At 60.4% G+C, this 22,319-nt stretch carries 17 protein-coding genes; 10 read left to right on the forward strand and 7 right to left on the reverse strand.

Features of this window, described 5'->3' with window-relative positions:
* Nucleotides 1-6: 6 nt before the first annotated feature.
* Nucleotides 7-2,265, reverse strand: coding sequence for a cyanophycin metabolism-associated ABC transporter (locus GM655_RS04845; RefSeq protein ID WP_155433450.1), 2,259 nt, complete (start codon nt 2,263-2,265; stop codon nt 7-9).
* A gap of 315 nt (nt 2,266-2,580) precedes the next feature.
* On the opposite strand from GM655_RS04845, the gene GM655_RS04850 reads away from it, so the two are divergent.
* From GM655_RS04850 to GM655_RS04860, 3 genes are all read left to right on the forward strand, one after another.
* Nucleotides 2,581-4,746 (forward strand): cyanophycin synthetase, encoded by a 2,166-nt coding sequence (locus GM655_RS04850; RefSeq protein ID WP_155433451.1) that lies wholly within the window; start codon nt 2,581-2,583, stop codon nt 4,744-4,746.
* Between the two features lie 16 nt (nt 4,747-4,762).
* Entirely contained in the window at nt 4,763-7,333 is a 2,571-nt protein-coding gene (gene cphA, locus GM655_RS04855; RefSeq protein WP_155433452.1) for a cyanophycin synthetase, read from the forward strand.
* 156 nt (nt 7,334-7,489) lie between these two features.
* On the forward strand, nt 7,490-8,950 hold the full coding sequence (locus tag GM655_RS04860; RefSeq protein ID WP_155433453.1) for a catalase: 1,461 nt from the start codon (nt 7,490-7,492) through the stop codon (nt 8,948-8,950).
* 3 nt (nt 8,951-8,953) lie between these two features.
* On the opposite strand, the gene GM655_RS04865 is transcribed toward GM655_RS04860, so the two are convergent.
* Nucleotides 8,954-9,841 carry a LysR family transcriptional regulator gene (locus tag GM655_RS04865; RefSeq protein ID WP_155433454.1) on the reverse strand — a complete coding sequence of 296 codons (888 nt, stop codon included), beginning with the start codon at nt 9,839-9,841 and terminating at the stop codon, nt 8,954-8,956.
* A gap of 91 nt (nt 9,842-9,932) precedes the next feature.
* Here GM655_RS04865 and scpC point away from each other — a divergent pair, with 91 nt between their 5' ends.
* From scpC to GM655_RS04885, 4 genes are read left to right on the forward strand one after another with little or no spacing between them, the layout of a single operon-like run.
* The gene (gene scpC / locus GM655_RS04870) at nt 9,933-11,426 is read left to right on the forward strand and encodes a succinyl-CoA:acetate CoA-transferase ScpC (RefSeq protein ID WP_155433455.1); all 1,494 of its coding nucleotides are present in this window, start codon (nt 9,933-9,935) and stop codon (nt 11,424-11,426) included.
* Between the two features lie 31 nt (nt 11,427-11,457).
* The gene (locus GM655_RS04875) at nt 11,458-12,582 is read left to right on the forward strand and encodes a M14 family metallopeptidase (protein WP_155433456.1); all 1,125 of its coding nucleotides are present in this window, start codon (nt 11,458-11,460) and stop codon (nt 12,580-12,582) included.
* Between the two features lies 1 nt (nt 12,583).
* Nucleotides 12,584-13,045, forward strand: a complete 462-nt coding sequence (locus GM655_RS04880; RefSeq protein WP_155433457.1) for a CYTH domain-containing protein — start codon at nt 12,584-12,586, stop codon at nt 13,043-13,045.
* Nucleotides 13,046-13,073: 28 nt separating this feature from the next.
* Nucleotides 13,074-13,367, forward strand: a complete 294-nt coding sequence (locus tag GM655_RS04885) for a hypothetical protein (protein ID WP_155433458.1) — start codon at nt 13,074-13,076, stop codon at nt 13,365-13,367.
* Between the two features lie 15 nt (nt 13,368-13,382).
* Here GM655_RS04885 and GM655_RS04890 read toward each other — a convergent pair whose 3' ends face one another.
* The 5 genes from GM655_RS04890 to GM655_RS04910 all read right to left on the reverse strand — a co-directional run bounded on the left by GM655_RS04890 (nt 13,383) and on the right by GM655_RS04910 (nt 20,211).
* Nucleotides 13,383-14,651 carry a DUF2863 family protein gene (locus GM655_RS04890; RefSeq protein WP_155433459.1) on the reverse strand — a complete coding sequence of 423 codons (1,269 nt, stop codon included), beginning with the start codon at nt 14,649-14,651 and terminating at the stop codon, nt 13,383-13,385.
* Nucleotides 14,652-14,805: 154 nt separating this feature from the next.
* Entirely contained in the window at nt 14,806-17,514 is a 2,709-nt protein-coding gene (gene acnA / locus GM655_RS04895; protein WP_155433460.1) for an aconitate hydratase AcnA, read from the reverse strand.
* Nucleotides 17,515-17,585: 71 nt separating this feature from the next.
* Complete coding sequence (locus tag GM655_RS04900; RefSeq protein ID WP_155433461.1) at nt 17,586-18,083, reverse strand: hypothetical protein; 498 nt, start codon at nt 18,081-18,083, stop codon at nt 17,586-17,588.
* A 22-nt stretch (nt 18,084-18,105) separates the two neighbouring features.
* Nucleotides 18,106-19,089: an HpcH/HpaI aldolase/citrate lyase family protein gene (locus GM655_RS04905; protein WP_155433462.1), complete on the reverse strand. Its 984-nt coding sequence runs from the start codon at nt 19,087-19,089 to the stop codon at nt 18,106-18,108.
* Nucleotides 19,090-19,221: 132 nt separating this feature from the next.
* On the reverse strand, nt 19,222-20,211 hold the full coding sequence (locus GM655_RS04910) for a malate dehydrogenase (protein ID WP_155433463.1): 990 nt from the start codon (nt 20,209-20,211) through the stop codon (nt 19,222-19,224).
* Nucleotides 20,212-20,469: 258 nt separating this feature from the next.
* On the opposite strand from GM655_RS04910, the gene GM655_RS04915 reads away from it, so the two are divergent.
* The 3 genes from GM655_RS04915 (at nt 20,470) to sdhD (ending at nt 22,318) form a co-directional block, all read left to right on the forward strand.
* Nucleotides 20,470-21,264, forward strand: coding sequence for a GntR family transcriptional regulator (locus GM655_RS04915; RefSeq protein WP_155433464.1), 795 nt, complete (start codon nt 20,470-20,472; stop codon nt 21,262-21,264).
* Nucleotides 21,265-21,525: 261 nt separating this feature from the next.
* Entirely contained in the window at nt 21,526-21,948 is a 423-nt protein-coding gene (gene sdhC, locus GM655_RS04920; RefSeq protein ID WP_155433465.1) for a succinate dehydrogenase, cytochrome b556 subunit, read from the forward strand.
* A 1-nt stretch (nt 21,949) separates the two neighbouring features.
* Complete coding sequence (sdhD, locus tag GM655_RS04925) at nt 21,950-22,318, forward strand: succinate dehydrogenase, hydrophobic membrane anchor protein (protein WP_155433466.1); 369 nt, start codon at nt 21,950-21,952, stop codon at nt 22,316-22,318.
* Nucleotide 22,319 lies beyond the last annotated feature (1 nt).

The following is a 22,319-nucleotide window of genomic DNA, read 5'->3' on the forward strand; positions in this document are numbered from 1 at the left end:
CTCTGCTTATTCTTCGGCCAGGGTGGCGGCATTGCGTGCCTGCGCCTGATACAGGCGGTAGTAGGCGCCTTCCAGTGCCATCAGCTCGTCGTGCGGGCCTTCTTCCACCACTTCGCCCCGATCGAGCACGATCAGGCGGTCGGCCTTCTGCAGTGTGGACAGGCGGTGCGCAATTGCGATGGTAGTGCGGCCCTGTACCAGATTCTCCAGCGCGCGCTGGATTTCTTTTTCCGTTTCCGAGTCCACCGATGCTGTTGCTTCGTCGAGGATCAGAATCTTCGGATCGATCAGCAGGGCACGCGCGATCGAGATACGCTGGCGCTCACCGCCGGACAGGCCCTGACCACGTTCGCCCACCATCGAGTCATAGCCCTGCGGTAGACGCAGAATGAACTCGTGCGCATGCGCGGCACGCGCTGCGGCGATGATTTCGGCGCGGGTGGCATCCGGTTTGCCATAGGCCAGATTCTCGGCAATGGTGCCGAAGAACAGGAAGGGCTCCTGCAGCACCAGACCGATGTTGCGGCGGTAGTCCGACACGGCGAACGAGCGGATGTCTACACCGTCGAGCATGATGGCGCCTTCGGCCACATCGTAGAAGCGGCAGATCAGGTTGACCAGCGTGGATTTGCCGGAACCGGAGTGACCCACCAGACCGACCATTTCGCCGGCCTTGATGTTCAGATTGATGCTGCGGTTGACGGCGCGGTTACCGTAGCGGAAGCCAACTTCACGCAGGGTGATATTGCCTTCCACCTTGGCCAGCTTGACCGGACTGGCCGGTTCCGGCACCGAGGAAACGTGGTCGAGAATATCGAAGATGCGCTTGGCCGCCGATGCCGATTTTTGCGTGACGGAGACGATACGGCTCATGGAATCGAGACGGCCGTAGAAGCGGCTCGAATACGAAATGAACAGGCTCAGTACACCGACCGTGATGTGGCCTTTGGACACCTGATAGATGCCGAACACCCAGATCACCAGCAGGCCGATCTCGGTCAGGAAGGAGACCGTAGGCGAGAACAGCGACCAGATCTTGTTGAGCTTATCGTTGACGGCCAGATTGTGCTTGTTGGCCGTGCGGAAGCGGTTGGCTTCGCGGTCTTCCTGTGCAAAGGCTTTCACCACGCGGATGCCGGGGATGGTGTCGGCCAGCACGTTGGTGACCTCGCCCCACACGCGGTCGATTTTCTCGAAGCCCGTGCGCAGACGGTCACGCACCACATGGATGATCCACGCAATGAAGGGCAGCGGCAGCAGGGTAATCGCGGCCATCCACGGATCGATGGTGAACAGGATCACGCCCGTCATGATGATCATCAGGCAGTCGGAAGCGAAGTCCAGCAAGTGCAGCGACAAGAACACGCAGATACGGTCACTCTCGCTGCCGATACGCGACATCAGATCGCCCGTACGTTTGCCGCCGAAGTATTCCAGCGACAGCTTGAGCAGGTGTTCGTAGGTGGTGGTGCGCAGGTCGGCGCCTATGCGCTCCGACACCAGTGCCAGCACATAGGTTTTACCCCAGCCTAGTATCCACGCGAGGATGGCCGAACCAAGCAGGCCGCTCATGTACAGCGTGACCAGATTGGTATCGACAGGCTGGCCGTTCTGGTAAGGGATCAGCACATTGTCCATCAGCGGACGGGTGAGGTAGGGCGGAATCATGTGCGCGCTGGTACTGAGCAGCATTAGCGTGAAGCCCAGTGCCAGCTGCCAGCGATACGGGCTGGCGAAACGCCACAGGCGGAACAGCGTCCACGTCGATGGCGGCGTGTACACCACCTTGGTGCAGATCGGGCATTCTTCCTGTTCCGGCTCGAGCGGCGCCTTGCAGCTAGGGCAGACGTTGGCCTCTTCGCGCACCACTGGCAGGCCGGTGGCATGGCTATCGAGGTGGGCTTCGAACTGTTCGACCAGACGGATGGCTTGCAGGTTCTGGCCCAGCGTGAAGCGCCATGCACCAAGGCGGCCGGCTTCGTTGAACAGTTCGATGTGGCCGACGCCCGCATGGTCGTGATGCTGCAGGCGCAGCGCTTTAGTGAAATGCCAATGTTGCCATTGCTCTTGCCCCGGTGCGCGCGCCAGCAAGCGCTGCTCGGTGAGTACCAGCACACCTTTCGCGAAACGAAGTTGCGCATCCAGGTCAACCTCCAGGGCACTTACAACGTTTTCCCCTTTGGAAAGTTGTGCCTGTATCTCGGAACGCCAGCGCTCGGGCAGTTCGCTAGCGCTAGCGGCGGAGGAAAGTTGTTCAGTTGTCATTGTGCAGCGTACTCCGGATGGGAAAAGGGCGGGCCTGGGCAAAATATTCACTCTGCCAGCAAGCAGTTGCGGCTGATATAAGTGCGTATTTACGGTATTCTGTCACTTGTAACAGTTTTGACGGAAAACAAGGAAATACCGGTGTTTTGTGCTGGCGGCAAGTATAACGCACAGACATAAACGCCGGAACAGCTTGATGAACTTGATCGAAGCCACAGGTACAACCAAATGCTATTTGGCAGCAAGCAGTAGTTCAGGGGTTAAAATACGGCGCGGGTAGGCCACGGCTGATAACAAAGACACAAGAATAGAAACATGATCAAGAAGAAAGACATCGACATTCTGCGCGTGACGTATCTGCGCGGACCGAATATCTGGACCTATCGCCCGGTGATTGAAGCCTGGCTCGATATCGGTGAACTGGAAAACTTCCCCTCGAATCTGCTCCCCGGTCTGTATGAGCGCCTGACGGCGATCCTGCCGGGTCTGATCGTGCACCGTTGCGGTGTGGGCGAGCATGGTGGTTTCCTCGAGCGTCTGCGTGACGGCACGTATGCTGGCCACATCCTCGAGCACGTGGTGCTGGAGCTGCAGAATCTGGCAGGCATGAAAACCGGCTTCGGCAAAACCCGCCAGATCGGTGAAGACACGGGCTTGTACAAGATGGCTTTCCGCACCCGTCAGGAACGTGTGGGCCGCGCCGCGCTGGCCGCTGGCCGCGACCTGCTGATGGCGATGATCGAAGACCGTCCGTATGACCTCGACGCCACCGTGGCCGAGCTGACCGATATGGTCGAGCGTCTGTGCCTGGGCCCGAGCACGGGCAATATCGTCGATGCTGCCGGTGTGCGCAAGATTCCGTTCATCCGTCTGACCGACGGCAATCTGGTACAGCTGGGCCATGGCGCACGTCAGCGCCGCATCTGGACGGCTGAAACGGAAGACACCAGCGCGATTGCCGAAGGCATTGCCAGCGACAAGGACTTGACCAAGTCGCTGCTGTCCTCGTGCGGCGTGCCCGTACCGGAAGGCGAACTGGTCACCAATCGCGAAGCGGCCGCCGAAGCGGCCAAGGACATCGGCATGCCGGTGGCGGTGAAGCCCTACGATGGCAATCATGGTCGCGGCGTTTCGCTCAACCTGAACACGCCGGAAGAAGTGGCGGCGGCCTACGATGTGGCAGCGCTGCGCGGCGGTAGCAAGAACGTCATCGTCGAGCGCTTCATCCCCGGCGACGAGCATCGCCTGCTGGTAGTGGGCAAACGCATGGTGGCTGCAGCCGCTGGCGAATCGCTGTGGGTGACGGGCGATGGCAAATCGAATATCGTCGAACTGTGCAACCTGCAGATCAACATCGATCCGCGCCGCGGCGAAACGGAAGACCATCCGCTGGGACTGGTCACGCCGGAGAAGAGCCCGGAAATCCTGCTGGAACTGGAACGCCAGAATCTGACCACGCAATCCGTACCTGCTGCCGGTTTCAAAGTGCTAATCCAGCCTAACGGCAATGTGGCGATTGACGTGACCGACAAGGTGCACCCGCAAGTGGCGGCCATGGCCGCACTGGCCGCACGTGTAGTCGGCCTCGATATCGCCGGCATCGATCTGGTGGCCAGCGACATCACTCGTCCGCTGGAAGAGCAGGGCGGCGCGATTATCGAAGTCAATGCCAGCCCGGGCCTGCTGGCTCACCTCAAGCCTGCTGTGGGCGAACCGCGCAATGTGGGCGAAGCCATCGTCGATCACCTGTTTGCACCGGAACTCGATGGCCGTATGCCTATCGTCGGCATCGCCGGCAAGCACGGCACCACCATGACGGCGCGCATCATCGCCTGGCTGCTGCAGATCAGCGGCAAGAAGACGGGCCTGAGCTGCGCCGATGGCCTGTTCGTCAATGGCCGTCTGCTGCCGCGCGATGGTCTGACGGACTGGGAAACGGGCGAGCGCATGCTGCTCAACAAAAGCGTGGAAGCGGGCGTATTCGAAGCCAGCGCGCGCATGATCCTCAGCGAAGGTCTGGCCTACGACAAGTGCGCCGTGGGCGTGGTGACCGACGTCAGCGATTTCGAAGACGTCAGCGATTTCTATATCGATAGCGCCGACAAGCTGTACAACGTGCTGCGCACGCAGGTCGATGTGATCCTGCCGAGCGGCGCTGCGGTGCTGAATGCCGCCGACGAACAGGTGGTCGAAATGGCCGAACTGTGCGACGGCGCAGTGATTTTCTACGGCGTGGACGAGCATCTGGCCGCCATCGCTGCCCATCGTCAGGAAGCCAGTCGCGTGGTGTTCCAGCGTGCCGACCGCATCGTGCTGGGCGAGGGCAGTGTGGACGTGGCAACGCTGCCGCTTTCGCCACTGGTACCGCCGGAAGCCGTGCTGGCCGCGATTGCTGCTGCATGGGCGCTGGGCCTGACGCCGGATCTGATCGGCGCCGGTCTGCGCACCTTCGAGGCGACCCCGAAAAAAACACATCACTGAGAGAACACACAGATTTATGGAAGTCATCCGTACCCGCGCCCTTCGCGGCCCGAATCTCTGGAGCCACCACACTGCGGTGGAGGTTATTGTTTCGTGCCCGCCTGAAGAGCGTTCGATTGCCGGCATTCCCGGTTTCGAACAGCGCCTGCATGCGCGCTTCCCTGCCATCGGTGCACTGCAGCCGACCGGCCATTCCGGCGATGTGCCGATGGCGCGCGTGCTGGAAGTGGCGGCCCTGAGCCTGCAGGCGCAGGCTGGCTGCCCTGTTACCTTCAGCCGTACCACGGCCACGCTGGAAGACGGCATCTACCAGACCGTGGTGGAGTACAGCGAAGAAGCGGTAGGCCGTTTGGCCATGACGCTGGCGGAAAACCTGATCAACGCTGCACTGGCTGATACGCCGTTCGATCTGAAGGGCGCACTGGCCGAACTGGCCGAACTCGATGAAGACGTGCGTCTGGGCCCTAGCACGGGCGCGATTGTTAGCGCTGCAGTGGCACGCGACATTCCGTTCCGCCGTCTGACCGAAGGCAGCATGGTGATGTTCGGCTGGGGCTCGCGCCAGCGCCGCATACAGGCCGCCGAAACGGACACCACCAGCGCGATCGGCGAAGCCATCGCGCAGGACAAGGAATTGACCAAGAAGCTGCTGCATGCAGCAGGCGTGCCGGTGCCTATCGGCCGCACGGCCGAAGATGCGGAAGACGCCTGGGCGGCAGCGCTGGAAATCGGCCTGCCGGTGGTGGTCAAACCCAAGGACGGCAATCAGGGCAAGGGCGTCACGGTCAACGTGATGACCAAGGAGCATCTGGAAAAAGCCTTCCACACGGCGCGCGAATTCCGCGACGACATCATGGTCGAGCGCTATCTACCGGGCCACGATTTCCGTCTGCTGGTGATCGGTAACAAGCTGGTGGCAGCGGCCCGCCGCGATCCGCCGCAAGTGGTGGGCGATGGCGTGCACACGGTGCGCGAACTGGTCAACATCGTCAATGCCGATCCGCGTCGCGGCAGCGGTCACTCGACTTCGCTGACCAAGATCCGTTTCGACGATATCGCACTGGCCCGTCTGGCGCTGCAGGATCTGGAAGCGGATTCGGTACCGGCCAAAGGCCAGCGCGTGATCCTGCGTAACAACGCCAACCTGTCCACCGGCGGCAGCGCCACCGATGTGACGGACGACGTGCATCCGGAAGTAGCTGCCCGTGCGGTGGAAGCGGCGCAGATGATAGGCCTCGATATCTGCGGCGTGGACGTGGTATGCGAGAGCGTGCTGCAACCGATCGAAAACCAGCGTGGCGGTGTGGTCGAAGTGAATGCCGCGCCGGGCCTGCGCATGCACATTGCGCCGTCGTTCGGCAAAGGCCGTGCGGTTGGCGAAGCCATCGTCAATACCATGTTTGCACCGGGCGACAATGGCCGTATTCCCGTGGTAGCCGTCACCGGCACCAACGGCAAGACCACCACCGTGCGCCTGATCGCCCACCTGCTGACCGCCAGCGGTCTGCGTACCGGCATGACCAATACGGACGGCGTGTACATCGAAGGCCGCCAGACCGATAGCGGCGATTGCAGCGGTCCGCGCAGCGCCCGTAACGTGCTGCTGCACCCTGATGTGGATGCGGCCGTGTTCGAAACGGCACGCGGCGGTGTGCTGCGTGAAGGTCTGGCCTACGACCGTTGTCAGGTGGCGGTAGTCACCAACATCGGCAGTGGCGACCATCTCGGCTTGAACTACATCACCACGGTGGAAGATCTGGCTGTGCTCAAACGCGTGATCGTCCAGAACGTGGGCGAGAGCGGTTACGCTGTACTCAACGCCATCGATCCTATCGTGGCCGGCATGGCGGCTAACTGCCGTGGCAAGGTGATTTTCTTCGGCGCCGAGCGTGGCCATCCTGTCATCGCCACCCATCTGGCACAGGGCAGCCGTACCGTCTATGTGGACGATGGCCATATCGTGGCAGCAGAAGGCCAGCAGCAGCACCGCATTGCGCTGAGCGACGTGCCGATTACCCGCAACGGCACCATCGGCTTCCAGGTCGAGAACGTGATGGCCTCGGTGGCGGCAGCATGGGGCGTGGGCATTAGCTGGGATGCGATCCGTCTGGGTCTGAAAACCTTCGCCAACGATTCCCATAATGCGCCGGGCCGCTTCAATGTGTTCGACTACAAGGGCGCGACGCTGATCGCTGACTACGGCCACAATCCGGATGCGATTCTGGCGCTGGTGCAGGCGGTGGAAACCATGCCGGCCAAACGCCGTGGCGTGGTAATTTCTGGTGCAGGCGACCGCCGCGACGAGGATATCCGCCAGCAGACCGAGATTCTCGGCCGTGCGTTCGACGATGTGATTCTGTACGAAGATGCCTGCCAGCGTGGCCGTGGTGATGGTGAAGTGGTAGCGCTGCTGCGCTCGGGCCTGAACAACGCACCGCGTACCAGCCATATTCAGGAAATCTTCGGCGAATTCCTCGCCATCGATACGGCACTGGCGCGTCTGCAGCCGGGCGATCTGTGCCTGATACTGGTGGATCAGGTGGAGGCCGCGCTGGCCCACATCGCCAAGCGCATCAAAGAAGCATAAACCGCTACCGCGCGCAGAAAAGGGCAGCCTGAGGCTGCCCTTTTTTCATCTGCAATCATTGTTATTGACTATTGAACTGATAAATATAATTGGTTTTTATAATAGATCAGCCTTGTTTAAAATGATTTCACTATCAAACAACAAGGAGTAATAGAAATGATTAATGATGCCATCACCACCGCTTCCGGTATCCCTGTTGCCGATAACCAGAATTCTTTGACTGCCGGCCCACGTGGCCCGGTACTGCTGCAGGACTTCCACCTGATCGAAAAGCTCCAGCATTTCAACCGTGAGCGCATTCCTGAGCGCGTGGTGCACGCCAAAGGTTCGGGTGCTTACGGCACGTTCACTGTCACCCACGATATCCGTCGCTACACCAAGGCCGAGCTGTTTTCCGCGATCGGCCAGAAGACCGAGGTGTTCGTGCGTTTCTCCACCGTGGGCGGTGAGCGCGGCAGCGCCGATACCGAGCGCGATCCGCGCGGCTTCGCCGTGCGCTTCTACACGCAGCAGGGCAACTGGGATCTGGTCGGTAACAACACGCCGATGTTCTTCATTAAGGACGGTATCAAGTTCCCAGACTTCGTGCATACCCAGAAGCGCTGCCCGCAGACCAATCTGAAATCGCCCACCATGATGTTCGACTTCTGGAGCAAGGCGCCGGAGAGTCTGCATCAGGTGACCATGCTGTTCTCCGATCGCGGCACACCCGATGGCTACCGCCACATGGACGGATTCGGCAGCCACACCTTCAGCCTGATTAACGATGCGGGCGAGCGCGTATATGTGAAGTGGCACCTGAAGAGCCGTCAGGGTATCAGGAATCTGTCGGCGGCCGAAGCCACGCGCATCGCCGGTACGGATCCCGATTACGCCCAGCGCGATCTGTTCGGCGCCATAGCAGCCGGTAACTTTCCGCAGTGGGATGTGAAGCTGCAGGTAGCAACGGCGGCCGAACTGGCAGCATGGGAACAGCGCACGGGCTGGAATCCGTTTGATCTGACCAAGGTGTGGCCGCACAAGGATTTCCCGCTGATCCCCGTGGGCGTGATGGAGCTGAACCGCAATCCGCTCAACTACCACGCGGAAGTGGAACAGGCCGCGCTGTCGCCAGCCAACATTGTGCCCGGCATGGGCTACTCGCCGGACAAGATGCTGCAGGCACGTCTGTTCGCCTACCACGATGCGCAGCTATACCGCGTGGGCACCAACCACCAGCACCTGCCGGTGAATGCGCCGCGCTGCCCGTTCCACAACCAGCAGCGCGATGGTGCGATGGCGATCAACAATGGCGGTGCAGCGCAAAATTACGATACGGTGACAGCGGCAGGCAGTGCGCCGCAGGGCATGGGCCACGGCGAGCCTGCGCTGGAGCTGACGGGAGCAGCAGGGCGCTATGATGGGCGCGGGCAGGAAGACGATTACACCCAGGCCGGTAATCTGTTCCGTCTGATGTCGCCACAGGCGCAGCAGAACCTGTTCGATAATCTGGCTGGCCCACTGAGTCAGGTCAGCAGCGAAATTATCGCGCGCCAGCTGGCCCAGTTCGATCAGGCCGATCCGGCCTACGGTGCCGGCGTGCGTGCCGCGCTCAAGGCGCGCGGCGTGGTGCTGTAACGGTTACGCTCCCATACCCAGCACCTCGTTGCACACTTCCAGCCACGCGCGTGCCGCGTGCGACAGGTAGGGGCCGCGCCATACGTGCGCGGCCTGCCATTGCAGTTCCGGCTCCACCAGTTTCAAGCGATCGAGCTGGCCGATGGCCAGCCGGTGTACCAGCGGCTCCGGCAGCAGCGCCACACCCATGCCGGCCGATGCCATCGCTACCAGCCAGTCCCATTGGCCGCTTTGCGCCGCGATCTCCGGCGCAATGCCGGCCTGCGCAAACGCGTGGCGCAGGCTGCGGGTGAGCGCGAAATCATCGGTCAGCATTACCAGCGGCAGCGTTGCCAGCGCCTTCAGCTTGAGCGTGCTGCGCTGCTTGGGGAAGGTGCCGCGTGCTGCCAGCGCCCAGATCGGATAGCTGACGATGGGCGCCGTCTGCAAACCTAGTTGCGGATCGGCCGGCAGCACCGTCATGCCGATTTCCAGCTCACCGCTGGCCACCTGCCGTTCCAGTGCCTGCCCGGCATCTTCCTTGAGCGTCAGGCTGATGCCGGGGTGGCGCTTGCGGAAAGCCTTCAGCACGGGTGTGAACAGCAGGTTGATCATGGGCGGTATGCCTACCGTCAGGTGGCCGCTCTGTGCGGCCTGCAGGTCGGCCACTTCCATGGTCAGTTGCTGCATGGCGGCCAGCATTTCCTCGCCGCGTGCAAACACCACGCGCCCGGTATCGGTGAGCTGTAGCTGGCGGCCGCTGCGCAGCAGTAGCTCCGTTCCGACCTCCTGTTCGAGCTGGCGCACCATCTTGCTGATGGTGGATTGGGTGACGTTCAGCTTCTCCGCCGCCTGGGTAAAGCTGTTCAGCCTCACCGTTTCGACGAAGTAGCGCAGCGAGCGTAGATCCATGAAAAAAGCGACTCCAATCAGAGAATTTAAGTCATGCAGCGACTAGTTCTTAAATTCTATACTGAAACAAACATACAAGGAGGAGCACCTGATGTACGAACAACGCATACGCCGCCCGGAATTGATGAGCAAGGTCATGACGGCAGCGCAGGCAGCACGCCTGATCAAAAATGGTATGACGGTCGGGATGAGCGGTTTCACCCGCGCCGGCGACGCCAAAGCCATGCCGCTGGCATTGGTAGAGCGCTCGCGCAACGAAGCGCTGGCGCTGACGCTGCTGACCGGCGCTTCGCTCGGCAATGATAGCGACGGCATGATGGCCAACGCGGGCGTGGTGGCGCGCCGCATGCCGTTCCAGGCCGATGCCGCCCTGCGCCGCAAGATCAACACGGGCGAAGTGATGTTCATCGACCAGCATCTGTCGGAAACGGCCGAGCAGCTGCGTTCCGGCGACCTGAAAGAGATCGATGTGGCCGTGGTGGAAGCGGTGGCGATTACTGCCGATGGCGGCATCATCCCCAGCATGTCTGTCGGGAATACGGCCACCTTTGCCCAGCAGGCCAGACAGGTGATCGTGGAAATCAATCTGAGCACGCCGCTGGCGCTGGAAGGCTTCCACGATATCTACCTGCCCGTCGCACGCCCGCACCGTGGCGCGATTCCGCTGCTGACGCCATGGCAGCGCATGGGCTGGACGTCGATTCCCGTCCATCCCGACCGTATCGCCGCCATCATCATTACCGATAGTCCCGATAGCCCATCCAACGCATTGCCGCCCGATGAAGAGACGGATGCGATTGCGCGTCATGTGATCCGCTTCCTCGAAGGCGAAGTGAAAGCAGGGCGCATGGGGCCGGAACTGCGCCCGCTGCAGGCAGGCATAGGCACGATCGCCAACGCTGTGCTGCATGGTCTGATCGATTCGCCGTTCCGCAACATGACCATGTATTCCGAGGTGCTGCAGGATAGCGCCATCGAGCTGCTCGATTCGGGCCAGCTTTCGATGGCTTCGGCCTCGTCGATCACGCTGTCGGCCGCCATGCACGAGAAATTCATCCGCAATCTGGAAAGCTACCGCGAGCGCATCGTGCTGCGTCCGCAGGAGATCAGCAACCATCCGGAAGTGGTGCGCCGTCTGGGCCTGATCGCGCTGAACACGGCGCTGGAATTCGACATCTACGGCAACGTCAACTCCACCCACGTGGGCGGCACGCACATGATGAACGGCATAGGTGGCTCGGGCGACTTTGCCCGTAATGCCCAGCTCTCCATTTTTGTCAGCAAATCCGTGGCCAAAGGCGGCGCGATTTCCAGCGTGGTGCCCATGGTGCCGCACGTGGACCATACCGAGCATGATGTCGATGTGCTGGTGAGCGAATGGGGGCTGGCCGACCTGCGCGGGCTGGCGCCGCGCGAGCGCGCGCCGCTGATCATCGAGAACTGCGCCCACCCTGATTATCGTCCGCAACTGCGCGCCTATCTGGCCGAAGCGTTGAAGGGTGGCGGCCAGACGCCGCACGTGCTGGAACAGGCGTTTGCATGGTACGGGCGCTACAAACGCGATGGGAGCATGCTGGTAAAATAAGCTCCTCGGCACTCTCAAATTACGGATTACCATGACCATTAAAATCAGCCAGAATTTTGACTCGGGCGCGATCGAAGTGCTGCGCGCAGACAGCGCAGCCGAGATCGAACTGAACCTGCGCAAAGATAACAACGCGGACATCCATCAGTGGTTCCACTTCCGCGTGCAGGGCGCCCGTGGCCAGCAGCTGCGTATGCGTTTCCTGAACGCCGGTTCGGCTACCTATGCCAAGGGTTACGAAGACTATCAGGCTGTGGCCAGCTACGATACGGAAACCTGGTTCCGCGTACCGACCCATTTCGATGGCGAGGTCATGACCATCAAGCACACGCCGGATACGGATAGCGTGTACTACGCCTATTTCGAGCCGTATTCCTTCGAGCGCCATCTGCGCCTGCTCGGCGAAATCGGCGAACATCCGCTGGCCCGCGTGCAGGATCTGGGCAGTACGGTCGATGGCCGTGACATGAATCTGGTGGTGGTCGGTAATCCGGACGCCGAGAAGAAAATCTGGATCATCGCGCGCCAGCACCCGGGCGAATCGATGGCCGAGTGGTTTGTGGAAGGGCTGGTGGATTCGCTGCTGGACGATGCCAACCCTATCGCGCGCAAGCTGCTGCAGCGCTGCGTGTTCTACATCGTGCCGAACATGAATCCGGACGGCTCGGTGCGCGGCAACTTGCGTACCAACGCCGCTGGCGCCAACCTGAACCGCGAATGGATGACGCCGACGCTGGAACGCAGCCCGGAAGTGCTGTGCGTGAAAGAGAAAATGCATGCCACCGGCATCGACATGTTCTTCGACATACACGGCGATGAAGCGCTGCCCTACAACTTCGTGGCCGGTAATGAAATGCTGGAGAACTTCAGCGAAGAGCGCCGCGTCGCCCAGCAGGCGTTTATCGACCGCTACAAGGCGTCCAGCCCGGACTTCCAGGACAAGTATGGCTACGCTGCCAGCAAGTACAAGGAAGACATGCTGACGCTGGCTTCCAAGTATGTGGGCCACCATTTCGGCTGCCTCGCGCTGACGCTGGAAATGCCGTTCAAGGATAACGCCGATTTGCCTGATCCACGCGTGGGCTGGAACGGTGCGCGCAGTGCGGCGCTGGGCGCCGCCATGCTGCAGCCTATCCTGCTGTCGCTGGACGACTGAGATGGGCGTCGAGATCGAGCGCAAGTTCCTGTTGCGCGGCGATGCGTGGCGTAGCATGGGCCAGCCGGTCCTGCTGCGTCAGGGCTATCTGTCCTCGCATAAGGAGCGCGTGGTGCGCGTGCGCATCGAGGGCGAGCGCGGTGTGATGACCATCAAGGGGCGCAATGTGGGTGCCGTGCGCGGCGAGTGGGAGTACGAGATTCCGCTGGCTGACGCGAGCGAATTGCTGTTGCTGTGCGAGCAGCCCCTGATCGAAAAATACCGCAGCCGTATCGACTATGCGGGCCACGTGTGGGAAGTCGACGAGTTCCTCGGCGTGAATGCGGGGCTGGTGGTGGCTGAGATCGAACTGGGCAGCGAAGCCGAACAGTTCGAGCTGCCTGAGTGGGTCGGCGAAGAAGTCACCAGCGATGTGCGCTATCTCAACTCCAGCCTGATCAAGCACCCGTATTCGGCTTGGTAATGGCATAGCTGTCGTCTATGCTGTAAGCATGAACGACAGCGAATTCTATGCGCTCAAGGCGCACTACGATGCCATCGTGCCGACCCTTGCCACCAAGGCCGACATTGAAAAGTTGCGTGCCGAAATGCTCCACACGGTGGCCGAAATACATAAGTGGATGGTGGCCTCCATGATAGGGCTGTTTATCGGCTTTGGTGGCTTAGGCATCGCTATGGGGCAAATACTTAAACCGATTGCCGCGGCGGCACAAGCTGCTCCGCCGCAGCCTATCATTCTTTATGTCTCGCCTCCTGTACCGGCAGAAGCGAAAAAGCCCTCGTAAGCGAGGGCTTTCGTTTTAATGGAAGTGCTCGGTGCCGGTAGGTGCGTCTTCGGGCATTTCTGCATGCGCCAGTTCGCCCAGCGGATCGGCAAACAATGGCGCGCCGCAGTCGTCGCAGAACTCGGCCACATAGCGCTCGCTATGCTTCTTCACCTGCGTCACACCGGCCGCATTGAGCTGGGCCGTGATCTCGTCCACCGGCGTCACCGGGCGCTGCTGCAGGCCGCCAAAGCCGCCTTGCAGTGGGCCTTCCGGCGGCGTGCCGTCTTCATCTTCCTGCCCGTACAGCGGCCAGACGACGCCATACATCACATCGTTGGAATTGCGCTGGGTGAAAGCGACACGATATTCGTCGATCTGGCCATCGGCACTTTCTTCGCCAAAGCCGGCGATCACGGCGCGCAGGCCGGCCGGTTCCAGACCCAGCGTGTGCGTCAGGTAGTGCACGGCAGCGCGGATCGATACGGGACGGATCTGCTTGTCCGCTTCGCGGCAGGCCATGTAATAGGCTTCCGGCAGCAGCAGTTCCACGCCGCAGCCCGGCAGCAGACGGCTCACCGTGGGCGTGACCTGATTGCGCCACTGTTCGAGCGCGCTGGCACGTTCGGCGGCGTAATTAGCCTGCAGGCTAGACATCTGCCAGCGGAACAGCGGCGCACCAGCCGGTGCAGCAACAGCCACCAGCAGGTAGCGCGTATCGGCCAGGAAGGGCGCTGTTTCGGGCGTCTTGTTATCGGTTTTCAGCGCCGTGCCCTTGATGGCGGCCTGGCCCAGCTTCTGCACTTTGCCGAAGGTTTCCACGTGGCTGCGCGGCAGCTGGTCGATCGAATACAGCGTGGGGGCCATCGCCATATGCGTGCCATCGGCCAGCAGGTGGGCGCCGAAATGGGCCGACAGCGTGCTCAGAATGTCGCCGGGGATGGCGCCCGAAGCGATGGCAAAGCGGGTCCATGCGAGGATGGGCGCAGCCACCAGCAGCACGTCGTAGGCTTTGCTCGCACCGTCCGCATCGATCTGGATGGTGGCCGATTCGCTGACAGCTTCCACGCTATCCATCAGGATGTCGTAGGCATTCAGGTCTTCCTTGAACAGATGGTTCAGGGTCGCGTCGATAGTGTCTTGATGGCCAGTCTTGAGCAGCTTCTGCAGCTGCGCATCGAGGCTGAGTTCCCATGTCCGCTCTTCGATCCGGCTGGCAGCCTGACCCACGGCATTGGCGTAAGTCACCAGACGCTGGCTTTCGGCAGACAATTTTTGGGATGAATCTTTAGAAGGACGACGCATAACGCAATAAGAGTCTCATAAAAGTGGAAAAAGCGGATCAGTCAAACAAATGATAACCCTTATGACTCTATTGTAGATGATAAGCGTACAAGACGAAAAAAACGCCGGCATGGAGCCGGCGTTCTGTGGTGTGCGCTGACGCAGAGCAGGGCGCTTAGCTGGCCAGCAACTGGCGCAGCACGAAGGGCAGGATACCGCCGTGCTTGTAATAGTCGACTTCGATAGGCGTATCGATGCGCAACAGCACTTTGACTTCCTGTGCCGGCTGGCCGTCACGGTGGATCACCAGCGTGGCTAACTGCTGGGGCTTGATCTCGCCGTCCAGACCTTTGAGGTCATAGGTTTCCTTGCCGGTGATGCCGAGCGATTCGACGCTGTCGTTGCCGATGAATTGCAGTGGCAGCACGCCCATGCCCACCAGATTCGAGCGGTGGATACGCTCGAACGAGCGCACGATCACGGCTTTCACGCCCAGCAGCTGGGTGCCTTTGGCGGCCCAGTCGCGCGACGAGCCGGTGCCGTACTCTTCGCCGCCGAACACCATGGTCGGCGTATCTTCGGCCACGTACTTCATGGCCGCGTCGTAGATAGCCATCTGTTCGCCCGATGGCTGGTGGATGGTGATGCCGCCTTCCACGGCCGAACCGTCAGCCTTGGCCGGTATCATCTTGTTCTTGATGCGCACGTTGGCAAAGGTGCCGCGCATCATGATCTCGTGGTTGCCGCGGCGCGAGCCGTAGGAATTGAAGTCGGCCTTCAGCACGCCATTGGCCAGCAGCCATTTACCGGCCGGACCGTCTTCCTTGATCGAACCGGCAGGGGAGATGTGGTCGGTGGTGATGGAGTCGCCGAATACGCCCAGCGCGCGTGCACCGGTGATGCCGGTGGCCGCTGCTTTCGGCGTCATCTCGAAGCCGTCGAAGAACGGTGGTTCGGCGATGTAGGTGGAGGCCGGCCAGTTGTAGACCTGACCTTCCGTGCTCGAAACGTCTTCCCACAGCTTGCCCGGATTGCCTTTGACATCGGCGTAGTTGGCCTTGAAGACTTTGGCGTTCATGGCGAACTTCATCAGCTTGGCGATCTCTTTCGAGGTCGGCCAGATATCGCCCAGATACACGTCCTTGCCATCCTTGCCCTTGCCCACAGGCTCGGTCATCAGATCGACCGTCATATTGCCGGCGATGGCGTAAGCCACTACCAGTGGTGGGGAAGCGAGGAAGTTGGAACGGATATTCGGGTGAATACGCGCTTCGAAGTTGCGGTTACCGGACAGCACGGCCGACGCCACGATGTCGTTGCTGGTGATGGCGGCATTCAGTTCCGGCGTCAGGTCGCCCGCATTGCCGATGCAGGTGGTGCAGCCGTAGGCGGTGACACCAAAGCCCAGCTGTTCCAGATACGGCAGCAGGCCGGCTGCGCCCAGATATTCCGTCACCACGCGCGAGCCGGGCGCCAGCGACGTCTTGATGTGCGGCGCTACGCTCAGACCCGCTTCCACCGCTTTCTTGGCCAGCAGGCCTGCGGCCAGCAGCACGCTAGGGTTGGACGTGTTGGTGCACGAGGTAATCGCAGCGATCAGCACGTCGCCGTTCTTGACGTTCACGCCACTGCTGGTGGTGTAGACGGCGCCCAGATCTTCGGCTTTCTTGTTGAAGCCATTCTCTTTGGTCGGCTTGGAGAACAGTTCCGTGAAGTTGTTCTTGACCTGACCGATCTCGATGCGGTCCTGCGGACGTTTCGGGCCAGCCAGCGAAGGCGTGACCGAAGTCAGGTTCAGTTCCACCACACGGGTGTAATCGATTTCGCCCGCTTTCGGCACGCCGTACAGACCCTGTGCCTTGAAGTAGGCAGCAAAGGCAGCGATTTCGTCCTTGGTGCGGCCCGTGCCTTCGAAGTATTCGACGGTGGCGTCATCGACCGGGAAGAAGCCCATGGTGGCGCCATATTCGGGCGCCATGTTGGCGATGGTAGCGCGGTCGGTCAGCGACAGCGTTTCCGTACCCTCACCAAAGAACTCGACGAACTTGCCGACGACTTTTTCCTTGCGCAGCAGTTCGGTAATGGTCAGCACCAGATCGGTAGCGGTGCAGCCTTCGCGCAGCACGCCCGTCAGGTTCACGCCGATCACGTCCGGTGTCAGGAAGTACACGGGCTGGCCCAGCATACCGGCTTCCGCCTCGATGCCGCCCACGCCCCAGCCGACCACGCCGATGCCGTTGATCATGGTGGTGTGCGAATCGGTGCCCACCAGCGTGTCCGGGTAGTACACCCCTTCGCTGGTCTTGTGCACGCCGCGCGCCAGATATTCCAGATTGACCTGATGGACGATGCCGAAGCCCGGTGGCACCACGCCGAAAGTATCGAAGGCCTGCATGCCCCACTTCATGAACTGGTAGCGCTCGTTATTGCGCGAGAATTCCAGCTTCATGTTCAGGTCCAGCGCGCCTTTTTCGCGGAAGTGGTCGATGGTCACCGAGTGGTCGACCACCAGATCGACCGGTACCAGCGGCTCGATTTTCTTGGCATTCACGCCCATCTTGTAGGCCACATTGCGCATGGCGGCCAGATCGGCCAGCAGCGGTACGCCGGTGAAGTCCTGCAGCACCACACGCGCGACGACAAACGGGATTTCATCCACGCGCTCGGCCGTCGCACCCCAGTTGGCCAGTTGTTTGACGTGTTCTTCGGTGACTTTCTTGCCGTCGCAATTGCGCAGCACGGATTCCAGTACCACGCGGATGGAAACGGGCAGGCGCGAGATTTTCGCACCCAGACTCTGTTCCAGCGCCGGCAGCGAGTAGAACTTGCCGGTTTTGCCGGCGATAGCGAATTCCTTGAGCGTATTGAGCGTATTGTGTGCCATGACTTCTCCTAGGTTTGGGGTGTCGTCGTGCGGAGGGGGAATTCCCTGCCTGAGTGACAGGCGGCAGGGAATTACTGCAGGCTGGTGCCGGTGGCTGCCGCTTCGTTGGCAGCCAGTGGTTTCATCTGTTCAGCGTTGCGGCATTCGTTGGCCAGCTGGCGGCCCTGTTTCGAGTCCAGCAGCATGCCTTTGGCAGGAATGCCGATCCAGACCAGACCGTACACATGGTTTTCGAAGCGGTGCGCGCCCGTGGTGGTGCCCACGCGGGTCAGACGGTGCAGACGCTTTTTCCAGCGCAGGGCGATGTGGGCGTCGTCATTGACGTTCTCGTAGATGGTGATCTTGTTGCCCAGTTCGCAGTCGAATTCGGTCGCTGCGGATTCGCCCACGGCCGGTTCGGCCACATCTTCATCAGCCGGTTTGGCTTCTGCTGCCTTGGCGGCTGGCTTGGCCTTCGCAGTTTTCTTGGTAGTGGCCTTGGCTGGCGCATTGTCGGCGCGGGCGGCAGAGCTCAGAGTCAGGGCGGTAAGCGACAGGCTGCATGCCAGCAGCAGTTTGGCGAGAGACATGGTGGTACTTCCAGATGTAAGGTTATTTGGTGTTGCCGTTGAGCAGACTTTGCGCCGCTTCGGGCAGGCTTAAACCGGCCAGTTTGGCCCGCTGCAGCACAGTCCAATAGTATCTGTAGCTGGCGCGGTCGTGCAAGCGGCCATTCTGCGAAATCGGCCCCCATTGTACAGCCGCAGCTTCCACCAGGATGGCGGTGGCGTCATTGACTTCGGACATGCGCGGCGTAAAGGTTTTGATGATGGGCTTGATTTGGTCCGGATGGATGCTCCACATCCGGGTAAAGCCGAATTCGGCAGCGGCGCGCTGCGCGTCGTTGGCGGCCACGGCCGCATCTTTGATGTCGGTGGTGACATTGTGCGAAGGCACTTTGCCGTGCGCATGGCAGGCGGCGGCCACTTCGAGCTTGGCGCGGACTACCAGCGGGTGGGTGAACTGGCCCGGCGTGCGCATGGCGCTGGCCGGAATTGCTCCGTAATGGGAGGAAACAAAGTCCATGATGCCGAACGACAGACATTGCACTTGCGGCAGGGCGGCAATCGCGTAAGCCTCGTGCAGCGCTTCATGGGTTTCGATCAGCACGTGCACGGGCAGGTCCTTGCGGCCGGCCTTGCTGGCGTGGGTGTTGATCAGCTTGATGGCGGCCGTGACTTCCTTGGCGCTATGCACTTTGGGCAGCACGATGTAGGCCAGCTTGCTGGCCGCCGTGCAGATGATTTCCACATCGCTCACAAAGTGCGGGCTGGCGATATCGTGCACGCGTGCGCCTATACGGCTGAATTTATTCTCGTCCGACAGCACCAGCGCCGCGACGAGGCGGGCGTGCTCGATTTCGTTGCCGGCGCTGGCGCCGTCTTCGCAATCGAGGGTGATATCGAACAGCGGGCCAAGTTCTTGTTGCAAGGCAATCGATTTGCGCATCAGCTTTTCGCTGCCGGCGTAATGGTCACAGGCTGGCAGCAGCAAGGGTTGGCGATTGCCCTGGAATAAAACCTCGGATGGATGCATGCGGGAGATGTCTGGTACTGCGGAGGGGTGAGATGGAGCTGCCGCGCTGCTGTCAGCAGCGCGGCGGGTGCGGCGGAGCGGTGTTTTAACCGGTTCCACTTACGCAGAAGGGAGTGAGGAGTTCAGCCCGGCTTATGGCAGCAGGTGCTTAACGCCTTCGCGCTCTTCGGTCAGTTCTTTCAGGGTGAGGTTGATGCGCTCTTGCGAGAATGCATCGATTTCCAGACCTTGAACGATTTTGTATTCGCCGTTTTCGGTGGTCACAGGGAAGCCGAACACGGTGCCTTCTGGGATGCCGTAGGAACCGTCCGATGGGATACCCATGGTGGTCCATTTGCCTGCGGTGCCCAGTACCCAGTCGTGGATGTGGTCGATGGCAGCGTTGGCAGCCGAAGCAGCCGACGACAGGCCGCGTGCCTCGATGATGGCGGCGCCGCGTTTGCCCACGGTAGGCAGGAAGGTGTTAGCGTTCCATTCCTGATCGTTGATCATGTCTTTGACCGAAGCGCCATCGATGGTGGCGAAGCGGTAGTCAGCGTACATGGTCGGCGAGTGGTTGCCCCATACGCACAGTTTTTCGATGTCTTTAACAGCTTTGCCGGTTTTGGCAGCCACTTGCGACAGCGCGCGGTTGTGGTCCAGACGCAGCATGGCGGTGAAGTTCTTGGCTGGCAGCGATGGTGCCGATTTCATGGCGATGTAAGCATTGGTGTTGGCTGGGTTGCCTACGACCAGAACTTTAACGTTGCGCGAAGCGACGGCGTCCAGTGCCTTACCTTGTACGGTGAAGATCTGGGCATTGGCTTCCAGCAGGTCTTTACGTTCCATGCCTGGACCACGTGGACGTGCGCCAACCAGCACGGCGACGTCGGCATCTTTGAAGGCCGTCATCGGATCGGAGTGGGCGGTCATTTCGGTCAGCAGCGGGAAAGCGCAGTCGTCGATTTCCATCATGACGCCCTTCAGTGCTTTCTGTGCTTTTTCGTCAGCAATTTCCAACAGTTGCAGAATAACTGGTTGGTCTTTGCCCAGCATGTCGCCATTGGCGATGCGGAACAGCAGAGCGTAACCGATTTGGCCGGCGGCGCCGGTAACAGCAACACGCATTGGGGTTTTTGCCATGATGAATCTCCAAAGTGGGAATAAAACGTTCGCTAAGCGGGGCCAGTAGCGGCCCGGGGGAAACCGTAATCATACTGCATTTGAGTGCTGGCCGGCGGTCCGCAGGGGTGGTCAAACGGCTTGCCGCAAGCGCCTCGCTGGGGAGTGTAGGCCTGAGTTTGGCAGATGTCAATGCTATCTTATGTCTTATATAAGACAGATAAGTTATTGCTGGTTTTTGCTGGACGGCAGGGGGTATTTGTGGTGAAATCGTGGTCTATGAATTCCGTGCCGCCTAATAACAACCCTGCATCCACTACCGCAAGCGGCAGTGCGGGCAGCGCATCGGCGGCCCCTTCGCCCACGTTCTCGCCACTTTATCAGCAAATCAAGGGTCTGATTACCCAGAGTTTGCAGTCGGGCGAATGGAAACCGGGCGAACTGATCCCCAGCGAAGTGGAACTGGCCAACCGTTTCAAGGTAAGCCAGGGCACCGTGCGCAAGGCGATCGACGAACTGGCGGCGGAAAATCTGGTCATGCGCAAGCAGGGCAAGGGAACGTTTGTTTCCACCCATCATGAAGCGCGCGCCCACTTCCGCTTCCTGCGTCTGATGCCGGACGAAGGCGTGCCGCACTATCCCGACAGCAAGATTATCGAAGTCAAGCGTATGCGTGCGCCGGCCGATGTGGCGCGCCTGCTGGAACTGAAATCGGGCGATGCGGTGGTGTATATCAAGCGCGTGCAAGCGTTTGAGGGCGTGCCCACCATCGTGGAAGAGCTGTGGCTGCCCGGCATGATCTTCAAAGGTCTGACGGCCGAGCGCCTGATGGAATACAAAGGCCCCATGTACGGCCTGTTCGAATCGGAATTCGGCACCCGCATGATACGCGCGACGGAAAAAATCCGCGCCGTCAGCGTGGGTGAGGAAGATGCAAAATTGTTGGGCATCGCTGCCCAGACCCCGCTGCTCGAATCGGAGCGGGTGTCGTTCACTTACGGTGATAAAGCGGTGGAACTGCGCCGCGGTCTGTACTCGACCGCCCGGCACCACTATCACAATGAGCTGAACTAAGCGAGCTGAACTGAACGGATCACATGAGTTGATGTGAGGAGATGCCCGTTTGCTGCAATGCAGCGGCGGGCGGCGAAAACGGGGTAGAAATCGAGGCAAAACCCTGTTGCGCTGAAAATACGTTGAGCTACAGAAAGTAGCCGTCGCAGCTGTTGACTACCACTATTTTGGTTATATGTAACAATACATATTGGTTATAAATGCGAAAATCAGCGAAAATCGCATTCTCGAAATTTTTGTTTATGCCTAGGAGGTCTTGATATGTCTGAAGCCGTAAGGGAAGCCCCGAAAAAAGAACGGCCGGAGTTCCGTAACATCCATGTGACGGAATTGTCCAACTACCGCTTGCCTTTGGCTGGCCTGGTATCCATTTTGCACCGCATCAGCGGCCTCTCGATGTTCCTGCTGCTGCCATTCGTGCTGTACCTGCTGGAGCAAAGCCTGCGCTCGGAAATTTCCTTTGCGTACTACCAAGGCATCGTTTCCTACCCACTGGTCAAACTGATCATTCTGGCGCTGGTCTGGGGCTATCTGCATCACTTCTGCGCTGGCTGCCGCCACCTGATCATGGACATGCACATCGGCCTGGCCAAAGAGCAGGCACGTCACTCGGCCGCTACCGTGCTGGCTGTGAGCCTGAGCCTGACCGCAATCATCGCCCTCAAACTGTTTGGAGTCTTCTGAGATGGCCACTAACGATAACATCGGACCAAAACGCCTCGTCGTAGGCGCGCATTACGGCCTGCGTGACTGGCTGGCGCAACGCGTGACCGCACTGGTCATGGTGGCTTACACCGTGATCCTGCTGGTGTCCTTCCTGACCGGCCAGAACTTCACCTATGAAGGCTGGGCTGGCCTGTTCGCCCAGCAATGGTTCAAGCTGATCAGCGCCGTGACCCTGTTCGGTCTGTTCTTCCACGCCTGGGTAGGCGTACGTGACATCTGGATGGATTACGTGAAATCCGTCGGTCTGCGTCTGACCCTGCAAGTCGCCACCATCTTGTGGTTGATCGCTTGTGCCGCATGGTCGGTACAGATACTCTGGAGTGTTTAAT

Source organism: Pseudoduganella danionis (assembly GCF_009720775.1).
In the GTDB taxonomy this organism is placed as follows: domain Bacteria; phylum Pseudomonadota; class Gammaproteobacteria; order Burkholderiales; family Burkholderiaceae_D; genus Rugamonas; species Rugamonas danionis.

Bases quoted from the DNA above. Each gene is read 5' to 3' on its own strand.
- GM655_RS04860 (WP_155433453.1), top strand. From the start codon at position 7,490: ATGATTAATGATGCCATCACCACCGCTTCCGGTATCCCTGTTGCCGAT.
- scpC (WP_155433455.1), top strand. From the start codon at position 9,933: ATGTACGAACAACGCATACGCCGCCCGGAATTGATGAGCAAGGTCATG.
- GM655_RS04905 (WP_155433462.1), bottom strand. From the start codon at position 19,089: ATGCATCCATCCGAGGTTTTATTCCAGGGCAATCGCCAACCCTTGCTG.
- GM655_RS04875 (WP_155433456.1), top strand. From the start codon at position 11,458: ATGACCATTAAAATCAGCCAGAATTTTGACTCGGGCGCGATCGAAGTG.
- acnA (WP_155433460.1), bottom strand. From the start codon at position 17,514: ATGGCACACAATACGCTCAATACGCTCAAGGAATTCGCTATCGCCGGC.
- sdhC (WP_155433465.1), top strand. From the start codon at position 21,526: ATGTCTGAAGCCGTAAGGGAAGCCCCGAAAAAAGAACGGCCGGAGTTC.
- cphA (WP_155433452.1), top strand. From the start codon at position 4,763: ATGGAAGTCATCCGTACCCGCGCCCTTCGCGGCCCGAATCTCTGGAGC.
- GM655_RS04865 (WP_155433454.1), bottom strand. From the start codon at position 9,841: ATGGATCTACGCTCGCTGCGCTACTTCGTCGAAACGGTGAGGCTGAAC.
- GM655_RS04890 (WP_155433459.1), bottom strand. From the start codon at position 14,651: ATGCGTCGTCCTTCTAAAGATTCATCCCAAAAATTGTCTGCCGAAAGC.
- GM655_RS04885 (WP_155433458.1), top strand. From the start codon at position 13,074: ATGAACGACAGCGAATTCTATGCGCTCAAGGCGCACTACGATGCCATC.
- GM655_RS04910 (WP_155433463.1), bottom strand. From the start codon at position 20,211: ATGGCAAAAACCCCAATGCGTGTTGCTGTTACCGGCGCCGCCGGCCAA.
- GM655_RS04845 (WP_155433450.1), bottom strand. From the start codon at position 2,265: ATGACAACTGAACAACTTTCCTCCGCCGCTAGCGCTAGCGAACTGCCC.
- GM655_RS04900 (WP_155433461.1), bottom strand. From the start codon at position 18,083: ATGTCTCTCGCCAAACTGCTGCTGGCATGCAGCCTGTCGCTTACCGCC.
- GM655_RS04850 (WP_155433451.1), top strand. From the start codon at position 2,581: ATGATCAAGAAGAAAGACATCGACATTCTGCGCGTGACGTATCTGCGC.
- sdhD (WP_155433466.1), top strand. From the start codon at position 21,950: ATGGCCACTAACGATAACATCGGACCAAAACGCCTCGTCGTAGGCGCG.
- GM655_RS04880 (WP_155433457.1), top strand. From the start codon at position 12,584: ATGGGCGTCGAGATCGAGCGCAAGTTCCTGTTGCGCGGCGATGCGTGG.
- GM655_RS04915 (WP_155433464.1), top strand. From the start codon at position 20,470: ATGAATTCCGTGCCGCCTAATAACAACCCTGCATCCACTACCGCAAGC.